This is a genomic window from Companilactobacillus mindensis DSM 14500 (assembly GCF_001434275.1).
GTDB classification, from domain to species: domain Bacteria; phylum Bacillota; class Bacilli; order Lactobacillales; family Lactobacillaceae; genus Companilactobacillus; species Companilactobacillus mindensis.
Genome location: NZ_AZEZ01000045.1, coordinates 1 through 12,197, shown reverse-complemented (window position 1 = coordinate 12,197; position 12,197 = coordinate 1). Strand labels below are relative to the sequence as shown.

Genomic DNA, 12,197 nt, shown 5'->3' with positions numbered 1-12,197 from the left:
AAAGTTCTAAGTAAAGAGTTTAATCTTTACTTAGAACTAATCTTAGGTTGTTTAATAAATCTTAGTATCACGAATATCTTTCAAAATCTTCAATGAACCATCTTTGTAACTGAGGAATCCATAAACAGCGATCCCGATAATACCACAGATGGCAATAACGATAATAGCACCAACTTTAGTAGCGTCAGAAATAACTTGAACGAGCAAGAAGTTAGCGATAACGACGACAATCAACATGATCAAACCATCAGCAAGAATACGTAATAAACTCTTGGCCAATTTTTTATCGATGATGTGGAACTGCTTGTTGATCAAGCGGAAGGCGAAGTGTCCCATGATTATAAAGGAAATCGTTGTAGCAACGACTGGTCCATAAACGCCCAGTAGAAGCGTCATTGGGAGTTGTAATACGATTTTTAGTAAGTAAGCAATCGCTAAGTAAATCATCGATTTTTTCATGTGATGCGTAACTTGTAAGACGTTTTCCAAAATCATGAAGACACAATAGAAGAAAGCTTCGAAACAAGATACAATTAAAACTTTAGCCCCTAAGATACTTTGGTTGTAGAAAACAAAGGCAGTCCATAATTGACGGCTGATAGCAATTACACCGAAAGTAGCTGGTAAGATGATAAAGATTGTGAATTGAACGATTTTACGCATGAAGTTTTGAACTTCGTCATCGGAAACTTTACGACTGACCATAGCGGAAAGTGCCGGAATAACGGAAGCCGAAACGGAAATAGCCAAGGAAACCAATACCATAATGATCTTGTTAGCTTGGAAACCAAACATCGCATATAAATTATCGATCGTATGTTGGCTGGCGTGTAGGATCAGTTGATAGATCCATGTAAAGGTCGTCTGATCGAATAGCTGTAAAACAGTCATGATCGTATCAACTAACAGGAATGGAATGGCTGAACGTAGCATTGAGCCGAAGTTGATATCGGCTACTTCTTCGTCAGGAACCGTAGCTGTTTGTTTGACGTCCTCAACCGTAACCGAACGGCGGACACGAACTCTGATCCACAAAAGGAAGATATAAGCCAAAGTGGCACCGATAAATGAAGCTAGTGTCGATTGGTTAACCGCTGAAACGTAATTACCCTTTTGTAAAACCATGATGGTATAAGTTGCATAAAGCATGTAAGCAACTCGGGCAATTTGTTCAATAACCTGTGAAAAAGCTGAGTAGGAAATGAAGGCGTAACCTTGAATATAACCACGCAAAATTCCCAAAGCAGGAATGATCAGCATCGCAATACTCAAGTATTTGATTGGCGTTACGACCCGCATATCGCCGGCAGCTAAGACGATAGCCACATATTTAGCCCCGAAGAACATAACGGCAGCACAGACGACACCGACTAAAGTCATATAAATCGTGTACTTTTTGAAGAGTTTCTCACTTTGATCAAACCGCCCCAAAGCATTGTGAGCGGCAACTTCTTTAGAAATAGCGGAAGGAATACCAGCTGTGGCAATGATCAGAAATAAATTGTAAATATTGTAGACCTTACCGTACATGGAATTGGCTGCATAAACGGCAACCGGACCAATCCAGATATTCCAGGGAATAATGTAAACGACGGCTAGAATTCGGGAAATAATCCCACTGACGGAAATCCACAGGGAACTTTTAAGTAATGAATCTTTTTTCATATTGTTTTCCATTCTTAGTAAAAATTACTTATCTTATAGAAGATATTAACCTAGTTATAGAAAATAATTACAAAAATCATTGCAATCAAGGCTGGCAATCCTTGAAGATAAAGGATCTTCTTAGTAGCGGTAAAGGCACCGTAAACAGCCACAACAATAATGTAAAGCATCATTAAAATAAGGATTATTTTTAAAGTTGAACCGGTGAAGAATAAGACCATTGACATAATTAAAATGCCAAACATACCGTTGTAGATTCCTTGGTTAGCAAGGGCAGTTTGAGCTTCTTTAGTTTTTACAAAATTAACGGGCATGTCGAAAGCATTAGCTTGGACCTCTGGTTTGGCAAACATCTCAAGACCGGCGATACCGACGTGTTCGATTGCAACCAATGCCACAATAAATAAGGTTAAGATTTGCATTGTAATCTTCTTTCTATTAAAAGTATAAGTACCATATTAAACTGTTTTGAATTGTTGTACAAATTGTATTTTGCGGATAAAAAAGAAGAATCATAACTAAAATTACGATTCTTCATCATTTTTTATCATAACAAATTTTTGCACGAATTTACCTTTTTGATTGATTTTTGCCTGACGGAGACTGTCCATTTCTTCATAATTAATGGATGCATCTTCCAAAATAGCACGGATGACTTCTTCCAGATCGCCGAGTTCTTCAACCAAACTAGCCCGTGTATCAGCGTTTTTGACCTCTTGAGCTTCTTCAGTTATTTTTTGACGAAGTGCCACTCGGTAATCTTCATTTGATAGTACTTCAAATTGGGCAGCATCAGAAACGATATCGGGTATTTTGTCCCGAACCAATTTTCTCATAATAATTTCCCCCTAAAACATTTGTAAGGAAATCTTACCATGAAGATAAAAAACTACCAAATTATATCTAGTAAGCATCTTATTTGATAAGGATAATAATACCGTGATAATGTTTATTTAAATAAATTATAAAAAGTGTTGAGATTATGGATAATTCACAAGTAGCAATTGCAGAAATTTATGGTGGAATACTGATAGGGATTATATTAATAATAATCATTTTTTTAATGTTAAATGATGTTATTCGTAATCGGATGTATTCGGCCTGCAACCGGACCTTGAGTAGTACCCAAAAGATTCATAGATTGTCAGTCGATAGCAAGACTGCCGAATATTTGAAACGATATCATCACGAAAGCCTTTATCGGGTCAATGAATATATTTCTAAAAAAGATAATATTATTAGGTATCGATTGTGCTTGCGGAAACGCAGCTTTGATTTTTATTTAAAAAAACAAAATTTATGGAATTATAAAGTTTTAGCAATACAAATGTATTAAATGGCTTATCGTTATGACGGTAAGTCTTTTTTATTTCACAAACTTTGATTGACTATCAGAAAAAAAACAGCTATCATGTTTATAAATTTTATCCACTAATGGATGAAAACAAATACTTAGGAGGAATATCATGTCGGCATGGGATACAAAATTTGATAAAAAGGGATTCACATTTGATGATGTTTTATTAATACCAGCAGAGAGTCACGTTTTACCAAATGAAGTAGATTTATCGGTTCAACTAGCAAAGAATATCAAGTTAAACACTCCAATTTTGAGTGCAAGTATGGATACCGTTACCGAAGCACCAATGGCCATCGCAATGGCTCGTCAAGGTGGATTAGGTGTTATTCACAAGAATATGTCCGTTGAACAACAAGCTGACGAGGTTTCAAAAGTTAAGCGTTCTGAAAATGGCGTTATCATCGATCCCATTTACTTAACAGCTGACGATAAAGTTAGTGAAGCAGAAAAGCTAATGAGTACTTACCGTATTAGTGGCGTACCGATCGTCAACAATACTAATGACCTAAAACTCGTTGGAATTATTACTAACAGAGATTTACGTTTCATTACTGACTATTCAGTTGAAATTGGTTCAGTTATGACCAGTGAAGAATTGATCACAGCCCCAGTTGGTACATCTTTAAAAGAAGCTGAAAGTATTCTCCAAGAACACAGAATTGAAAAATTACCTTTGATTGAAGATGACGGTCGTCTTGGTGGATTAGTTACAATCAAAGATATTGAAAAAGTCAAAGAATTTCCTAATGCTGCCAAAGATAAGTATGGTCGCTTGTTAGTTGCCGCTGCCGTTGGTGTTACTAGCGATACATTTGAACGTGCTGAAGCACTATTGAAAGCCGGAGCAGATGCAATCATCATCGATACAGCTCACGGTCACTCAGCCGGTGTTCTACGTAAGATCTCCCAAATCAGAGATAAGTTCCCAGATGCTACTTTGATTGCTGGTAACGTCGCTACTGCTGAAGGTACACGTGCCCTTTACGATGCTGGTGTCGATGTCGTTAAAGTTGGTATCGGACCTGGTTCAATTTGTACAACTAGAATCGTTGCCGGCGTCGGTGTTCCTCAATTGACAGCCGTTTATGATGCAGCTAGCGTTGCTCATGAATATGGCAAGACAATTATTGCCGATGGTGGTATCAAGTATTCTGGTGATATCGTTAAAGCCTTAGCTGGTGGTGGTAACGCCGTTATGCTTGGTTCAATGTTGGCTGGTACTGATGAAGCTCCTGGTGAGTTCGAAATTTATCAAGGCCGTCGTTTCAAGACTTACCGTGGAATGGGTAGTTTAGCCGCTATGTCACACGGTTCATCAGATCGTTACTTCCAAAGTGGCGTTAATGAAGCAAACAAACTTGTTCCCGAAGGTATTGAAGGTCGTGTCGCTGCTAAAGGTGCCGTTGGCGATGTAATTTATCAACTACTTGGTGGTTTACGTTCAGGTATGGGTTACGTTGGTGCTCACAACTTGAAAGAACTCCAAGACGCACAATTCGTTCAAATCTCAAATGCTGGTTTGAGAGAATCACATCCACATGATGTTACTATTACTAAAGAAGCTCCTAATTACTCAGTAAAATAATAGATTAATAAATTAATGAAAAAGCCGTTCTAACAGTCATTGTTGATTGTTGAACGGTTTCTTTGTTAAGATAACTTTCAATTACGTTGAATAAAAAGACTAATCCAAAAACGGATTAGTCTTTTTCATTATTGTGACGGTAACTGTAACCAAAGTAGATCAACAGTCCCAAAGCGGTCCAAATGGCATACATTTTCCAAGTGAATGATTGTAGTTGGGTCATCAAATAGATGCAGGCCAAGAAGGAAATAAGTGGAAATACCGGATAAAATGGCACCCGGAAGGCCGGTTTCAAATCTTGCGTATTTTTACTGTGACGTAAGAAGATTACGCCGATCGATGTGACTGAAAAAGCCAAAAGCGTACCGATATTGACTAATTCGGTAATTTTTTCAATCGGAATAACGGCAGCGACTGTGGCGGCAACTAAACCGACTAAGAAAGTACTGCTGATAGGGACGCCTTGTTTATTCAATGACTTGAAACGTTTAGGCAATAGGCCATCACGGCTCAAGGAGAAGATCAGACGTGTTCCACCATAAATGACAACTAATAAAACGGTCGTCATACCCATGATGGCACCTAATGAAACGATACCTGAGATCCAATTGAGATTAAGCAAGTTCAAAGCGTGGGAGACAGGGTCAGCGACGTTGAGTTTTTTATAATTGACGGCTCCGACTAATACTAAGGAAACCAAACTGTACAAAATAGCTACGATCAAAAGTGAAGCGATGATACCGATCGGCATGTTTCGCTTAGGATTTTTAACTTCCTCACTAGCTGATGAAACCGTATCGAATCCTAAGAAAGCGTAAAAAGCCACAGCAGCGCCGCGACCAATTCCACCTACTCCGAAAGGTAAGAAGGGATTGTAGTTTTTTGGTTTGACGTAAAAGACTGTTACGGCCACGAAGAGCAGAATAACGAAAATTTTAATGTAAACCATGATAGTATTTACTTTCATCGATTCAGTCATGCCTTGTAACAATAAGGTCGTGGCAATCAGTACGATGAAAAAGGCCACAATGTCAAAACGGCCATCAGGATTGCCAGCAGTACCGGCAGCCGATTGAAGATAAGCTGGAAGGTGGATTCCAAAGCCAGCTAGTAGATTTCGGAAATAAGCTGACCAACTGACTGCAGTAGACGAAGCCGCAAAGAGATATTCAGAAATAAGCGACCAACCAACGATCCAAGCAATAATTTCACCATAAACGGAATAAGAATAAGTGTAGGCACTTCCGGCTAACGGAATTGTCGATGAAAACTCAGAGTAACAAAAGGCCGCTCCGATACAGACTAAAGCTGCTAACAAGTAAGTCAAAACGACTCCGGGACCAGCATAATTTGCAGCAATGATTCCTGGAGTGATGAAAATACCAGAACCGACAATAACGCCGACGCCCATAATTACTAGGTCTTTGGCGGTTAAAGAACGTTTGAGACTGGTTTGTTCATGTAATAGATCATTTACGATATCTTTTTTTCTGAAAAACGATAGCATTTATCAAGCACTTCCTATTTTGGTGTAGGTTAATTATGACATTTTAAAAGCTGAAATCACAGTTATTATTTTAATAAAATTAAGATATATCTAATTATAAAAGGTTCGCTGTTGACAGTAGTTGACAAAATTAGTGATAATTACCTTGAATCTAAGGTAATTTTAAGGGGTGAACCGAATGAAGTATGACTTTAATAAAATAAATAATCGCCGCAACACTAATTCCGTCAAATGGGACGTTTTGGATCATGAATTGCCAATGTGGGTAGCAGATATGGATATTCAAACTGTACCTGAAGTAATTGATGCGATGCATAACGATGTCGATCGTGGTATTTTTGGCTATCAATATGTCCCTGACCGCTATTATCAAGCCGTTGCCAGTTGGTACAAAAAAGAGCACAACTTTGAGCCTAAAATTGATTGGCTAGTTTTTAGCACTGGCGTTATGCCTTCAATAGGTTCGATTTTGCGCCATTTGACCGATGTTGGCGATAATGTCTTGTTGCAAGAACCTAATTATAATTTCTTCTATAAAACCATCGTCAATAATGGTCACAATATCGTAAATAGCGAATTGAATTACAGTTACGGTAAGTACAATATTGATTGGAAAGACTCAGAAAACAAGCTATCTGACCCACAAACGACAGCCATGATTATTTGTAATCCACACAATCCGACCGGAATAATCTGGGATTCAGAAACCTTGACTCGAATTGGCAAATTGGCTTTGGAAAATGATGTTTTGATTATTTCCGATGAGATCCACGGCGATATAACGATGCCTGGTTATGATTATGTGCCATTTGCATCATTGGATCCCCAAATAACAAACAATAGCATTTCTTTAGTGTCACCAAGCAAAACCTTTAATCTAGCCGTTCTACACGCATCAACGATGATTATTCCCAATAAAGATCTTCGTGAAAAAGCTAGTCGAGCAGTTGCAATCGATGGTTCCAATGAACCAGGCGTTTTGGCAATAGATGCGTCGATTGCAGCCTACACCAAAGGGCACGAGTGGCTCCATGAACTGCGGGAATACATTCAGATCAATCGTACGTATTTGGAAGATTTTGTTAAGAAAAATATTCCTGAATTGAATGTTTTACCAGCTCAAGCAACTTATTTAGCTTGGATCGACTGTTCTAAGTTGACTGATGATTCGGCTAAATTCAACCAATTCTTGCGTGATGAAACTGGTTTGTACTTGGCTGAAGGTACGAAGTATAAAGGCAATGGCAATAAGTTCTTACGTTTGAACTTGGCAACGCCTAAGACGAATGTTGAAGATGGTGCTCATCGGCTTAAAAAAGGTGTTTCTAAGTTTCTTCAAAGATAAGTTGTGGTGTTAGTTCACTGCCGTCTTCCATGAAATTCTGGTGGACGCTGGAACGCTGTGAGAGCAACTTCGAACCAGTTCTACGAACTGTTTTGAAGCTTGTCTGTCTCTAACCTGGCAGGGTACGCCAGCTAAGAGACTACCACGGCTTAGCATCCACCAGAATTCCATTCCAGACTAGAGGGTTTAAGGATTTTGGGGGTTGAAATATTAATATAGGCAATTTAATTAAATATCAAAGTAGTAATTATTTATCATTAAAAGTTCGAATTATATAAAAGAAGGCCGTAATTCTTAATTAATTTAGGAATTACGGCCTTCTTATATTTAAAACTATATTTATATAGATAATAACTTTACTTAAATACTATATATACCAACTAAACAACGAAAACCCTAGCCTGGAGAGCAAAAGCTGATGGGCTCAGTAGTGGTTTAATCTTAGTCAGCGTACCTTGCTGGCTTAGATTACTGCCGAGCTTGAAGACAATTTTTAAATTGGCGAAAAGTCTCTCACTACGTTCCAGCCCAATCAGCTTTTGATCGGAAGGCGGCATTTTTCAACTACTTCAACTGTTACTTATTTGATCAATACCATAATAATAGGGACCACGATCAAACTGAGTAAGGTAGTTTCGGTAACCATAATTGCGGCATAGTCAGAATCGGCGTGATAAAGTTTGGCAACTACCGGCGCATTGGTCATAACTGGCATAGCAGCTTGCACGATAAAGACTTGTCTCATCAGTGGCGTAGCAGGAATAAATAAGAACAAACCAGCCATCAATAGTGGGGCACAGATGAAACGACCGAATAAAATAGCCAAATTGTCTTTTTTGAGACTGATGTTGCTTAAACCGGCATTGAAGATTGAAATACCAATGAAAATCATTGATAGAGGAATCGTTAAGTTGCCTAAATATTCGAAATCAGACATCAAGAAGTTTGGTAGATGAATGTGGAACATGACTAGGATCAAACCGATGATAAATCCTAGTAGAGGTGGTGAAAAGACTTTTTTCAGCGTTGTTTTGAGCTTGAAGTGTCCTTTGATCTCACCATCCATTTGAATCAGATACGTTCCCAAAGTCCAGAAGAAGGTAGTATTAGCCATGTAATAAACCAATACGTAAGGTAAACTTTTTTCCCCGAAGAGCGCCATATTGACTGGCAAACCAACAAAGACGGTGTTGGAATTGAAGAACATCGATGAGAAGAGTCCCTTATGTTTGGGATCGATTTTTAGGACTTTGATCAAGATGATGGAAACAAAAATCAAGATCGTCATTGAAATAACTGGAATTGCCAAATCTGGTAATAACTTGATCAATTTGGCAGCCGTAAAGTCTTTAGTAATTGTAGAGATCATGTAAGTAGGTAAAGCTACTTGGGTAACGATTTTTGCAATCAGACGTGTGGAGCTTTCTGAAAACCAGCCCAAATAACTTAAACCGTAACCAACGGCAATCAAGCCGATGATGATTAGGATTCCTTGAATACTCGAGAAGAAAACACCCATATGAAAAACACCCTTTCATAAATATATATGCTTAATGGTACACTTTTTTTTAATACAATTAAAAGTTTTTAAGTAAGTTGTCTTTAAAAGGTACGGACCAAATATTCAATAGGATAGGTTCAAATTCTTGTAATCGTTCACATTTGTTTTACAATAAATATGTAAGTTTGAAATTAAATGTTTTTTGTATAATTTAGGAGGAACGAATATGGCCTATAAAACGGTAAATCCTTATAATAATGAACTTGTAAAAGAATATCCTAATGCTACGGCTGATGAAATTGAAAGTGCTTTGAGTACTGGACAGGCACTTTATAAGAAGTGGCGTAACGAACCAGTTGCTGATCGTGGGATTATTTTGCACACGATTGCTGATCTCTTGCGTGAACATGAAGACGAATTGGCAAAGATTGCAACCATTGATATGGGTAAATTGCTATCCGAATCCAAAGGTGAAGTTGAATTGTGTGCTATTATCGCTGATTATTATGACGACAATGGGGCTGACCTTTTGAAACCAACACCAATCTCTAGTCGCAATACTGGTGATGCAGAAATCTATCACCAAGCAACCGGAGTTTTGATGATGGTTGAACCTTGGAATTTCCCTTACTATCAAATCATGCGTGTCTTCGCACCTAATTTCATGGTTGGAAATCCAATGATTTTGAAACATGCTTCAAATACTCCCGGTTCAGCGGCTGCTTTTGAAAAAATCGTTGAAGAAGCTGGAGCACCAGCCGGCAGTTTGACTAACTTATTTGCTAGTTACGACCAAGTTGCTGATATCATTGCTGATCCACGTGTACAAGGCGTTGCTTTGACCGGTTCTAAACGTGGTGGTCAATCAGTTGCTGAAAATGCTGGTAAAAATCTCAAGAAGAATTCAATGGAACTAGGTGGTTCTGATGCTTTCGTCGTTTTGTCAGATGCTGATATCGACAAAGCTGTCGACTTGGCTTGGCGAGTTAGAATTTACAATGCCGGACAAGTATGTACTTCTGATAAGCGTTTCATCGTAGCCGATAATTTGTATGATGAGTTCTTGAAGAAATTGAAAGCTAGTTTTGAAAAATTAGTACCTGGTGATCCTATGGATCCTAAGACGACCCTTGCTCCAATGAATTCTGCCCGTGCTAAGAGCAAGCTTCAAGGACAGATCGACAAGGCAGTTGCTGGTGGTGCTAAAGTTTACTACGGCAATCAACCAATCGACCTTCCTGGTCAATTCTTACAACCAACAATTTTGACCGATATTTCTAAAGATAATCCTGAATTCTATGATGAAATGTTTGGACCAGTAGCCCAAGTATTCAAAGTAAGCTCAGATCAAGAAGCCATTGATTTGGCAAATGATTCAGAATTGGGCCTTGGTGGCATCGTTGTTTCAAAGGACCCTCAACATGGTAAGGCTGTGGCTGAAAAGATTGAAACAGGTATGGTCTTTGTAAATTCATTCTTAGTATCATTGCCAGAATTGCCATTTGGTGGCATCAAAGGTTCCGGTTATGGACGTGAAATGAGTGCCTTAGGACTAACGGCTTTCACAAATGAAAAACTAATCGTTACCGCTCAAGAACCAGATTGGAATAATCCTGCTGGTGGCTTGGCAGTTTTTAAATAACATTAATATAAAATACCCTCTGATTCTGCGTTAAGAATCAGAGGGTATTTTGAATTAAGTTATTTATTCGCTTGTGAAAACATTAATAATTATGATGTATAATATTCCATAAGAAGCTGCATTACATTGAAAAGAAGGTGCCAGAATGAAAATTGATGAATTGATCAATGTTTTATATCAATTAAAAATATCTGATTTGAACGTTACAGAATTGTTTAAGGCTCAGACTGATCTTAATCTAACGAGATATGTGATTTTATTGTACTTGAACCGTAACGGTAAAAAGACACAGACTGAAATACAGAAGTCTTTACAAATCAATGGTTCGGCGATCTCTAGACACCTAAAAGATCTTGAAGGTAACGGCTATGTAACGCGGGTTCGTAATCCAGAAAATAACCGTGAAGTAGTAGTTGAGTTGACAGATTTTGCCAAAGAAAAGGTTGCTAATTGTGGGCAAACTCCTGAAGACAAAGAGATGTTGAAACTTTTCAATGCGACATTTACTCCGAATGAGATCGAATTGTTGTCAGAATTATTAGGTCGATTAGGTGATTTAAAGCTCAAATAATCCTTGTGAAGATATTTACAAGATGTAACTTTAATGTTATTGTTGACGTGTCAATGATTGACATGTCAATGAATCAAAATTAAATTAATTGGTTATTTTATAGGAGATGTTCTTATGGATGAAACAAAGAATTTAGTAAACAATGATTTTAAAGATATTATGTTAAATCGTCACTCGTATCGTAAATTTCAAAGCGATGTGAAGATCCCTCGTGAAGAGTTCTCTGAGATGCTAGAAGAGGCTATCACAGCCCCATCAGCTTGCAACTTACAATCATGGCACTTTGTAGTTTGCGATGACGCTGAAGGTAAGGCAAAGGCTCATTCAGTTATGATGCCATTCAATTACCCACAAACCGACAGTAGTTCAGCTGTTATTTTTGTCTTCGGTGATACTCAATCACATTTGAAGTATCGTGATGTCTGGAACAAAGCTTGTGAAAACGGTCAAATCACTGCTGAAGAACGTGACAAAATTTTCAATACATTCTTGCCACTGTATGAACACGCCGACCGTAACTTCCTAGAAAAGGATGCCACAATTGATGGATCAATGGTTGCCATGCAATTACTATTGATTGCTAGAGCTCATGGCTACGAAGCTAACCCAATGTCAGGCTACTATTTTGATAAAGTAGTTGCTGCCTTTGGTTTGGATAGCAAGCGTTATATTCCAGTAACTGCTGTCGCTATTGGTAAACCAGAAGGAACTTATACTAAATCAGTTCGTTATAACGTTAACGATGTTACTGATTTTATGTAAAATGATAAAAAAGGATTTCTGATTCGAAATATTTGAATTTGGTTGGTCACTGCCGTCTTCCATGAGAGTCCACCAGAATCTCATTCCAGACTAAATAATTTTTTAGTTGTTTTACATTGTTAGTATTGGGGTTTTAAATGCTAATAATGAGATATTAAAAAAAAGTATATTAAAAATAGGCCATCCAGTTTTTGGATGGCCTATTAGTAGTGCGCCCGGCATGGGCGCTAACTTGGTGGCGAAAGTCCACTGTGAGCCG

The 12,197-nt window shown here is 38.1% G+C and carries 10 protein-coding genes; 5 read left to right on the top strand and 5 right to left on the bottom strand.

Annotation, left to right across the window (positions count from 1 at the left end; genetic code table 11):
• Positions 1-51: 51 nt before the first annotated feature.
• The 3 genes from FD29_RS04870 to FD29_RS04860 all read right to left on the bottom strand — a co-directional run bounded on the left by FD29_RS04870 (position 52) and on the right by FD29_RS04860 (position 2,501).
• Positions 52-1,665, bottom strand: a complete 1,614-nt coding sequence (locus tag FD29_RS04870; RefSeq protein ID WP_057887839.1) for a polysaccharide biosynthesis protein — start codon at positions 1,663-1,665, stop codon at positions 52-54.
• A gap of 50 nt (positions 1,666-1,715) precedes the next feature.
• Positions 1,716-2,087: a DUF1304 domain-containing protein gene (locus tag FD29_RS04865; RefSeq protein ID WP_057887838.1), complete on the bottom strand. Its 372-nt coding sequence runs from the start codon at positions 2,085-2,087 to the stop codon at positions 1,716-1,718.
• Between the two features lie 102 nt (positions 2,088-2,189).
• On the bottom strand, positions 2,190-2,501 hold the full coding sequence (locus FD29_RS04860) for a nucleoside triphosphate pyrophosphohydrolase (RefSeq protein WP_057887837.1): 312 nt from the start codon (positions 2,499-2,501) through the stop codon (positions 2,190-2,192).
• 630 nt (positions 2,502-3,131) lie between these two features.
• Here FD29_RS04860 and guaB point away from each other — a divergent pair.
• Entirely contained in the window at positions 3,132-4,610 is a 1,479-nt protein-coding gene (gene guaB, locus FD29_RS04855; RefSeq protein ID WP_057887836.1) for an IMP dehydrogenase, read from the top strand.
• 115 nt (positions 4,611-4,725) lie between these two features.
• On the opposite strand, the gene FD29_RS04850 is transcribed toward guaB, so the two are convergent.
• Positions 4,726-6,117: an amino acid permease gene (locus FD29_RS04850; protein WP_057887835.1), complete on the bottom strand. Its 1,392-nt coding sequence runs from the start codon at positions 6,115-6,117 to the stop codon at positions 4,726-4,728.
• Between the two features lie 178 nt (positions 6,118-6,295).
• Between FD29_RS04850 and FD29_RS04845 the strand changes: the two genes are divergently transcribed.
• Positions 6,296-7,462, top strand: a complete 1,167-nt coding sequence (locus tag FD29_RS04845; RefSeq protein ID WP_057887834.1) for a MalY/PatB family protein — start codon at positions 6,296-6,298, stop codon at positions 7,460-7,462.
• Positions 7,463-8,042: 580 nt separating this feature from the next.
• Here FD29_RS04845 and FD29_RS04840 read toward each other — a convergent pair.
• Positions 8,043-8,981 carry an AEC family transporter gene (locus tag FD29_RS04840; RefSeq protein WP_057887833.1) on the bottom strand — a complete coding sequence of 313 codons (939 nt, stop codon included), beginning with the start codon at positions 8,979-8,981 and terminating at the stop codon, positions 8,043-8,045.
• A gap of 208 nt (positions 8,982-9,189) precedes the next feature.
• On the opposite strand from FD29_RS04840, the gene FD29_RS04835 reads away from it, so the two are divergent.
• From FD29_RS04835 to FD29_RS04825, 3 genes are all read left to right on the top strand, one after another.
• Positions 9,190-10,605, top strand: coding sequence for an NAD-dependent succinate-semialdehyde dehydrogenase (locus FD29_RS04835; protein ID WP_057887832.1), 1,416 nt, complete (start codon positions 9,190-9,192; stop codon positions 10,603-10,605).
• A 145-nt stretch (positions 10,606-10,750) separates the two neighbouring features.
• Complete coding sequence (locus FD29_RS04830; protein ID WP_057887831.1) at positions 10,751-11,176, top strand: MarR family winged helix-turn-helix transcriptional regulator; 426 nt, start codon at positions 10,751-10,753, stop codon at positions 11,174-11,176.
• A gap of 114 nt (positions 11,177-11,290) precedes the next feature.
• Positions 11,291-11,938, top strand: a complete 648-nt coding sequence (locus FD29_RS04825; RefSeq protein ID WP_057887830.1) for a nitroreductase family protein — start codon at positions 11,291-11,293, stop codon at positions 11,936-11,938.
• Positions 11,939-12,197: the final 259 nt, after the last annotated feature.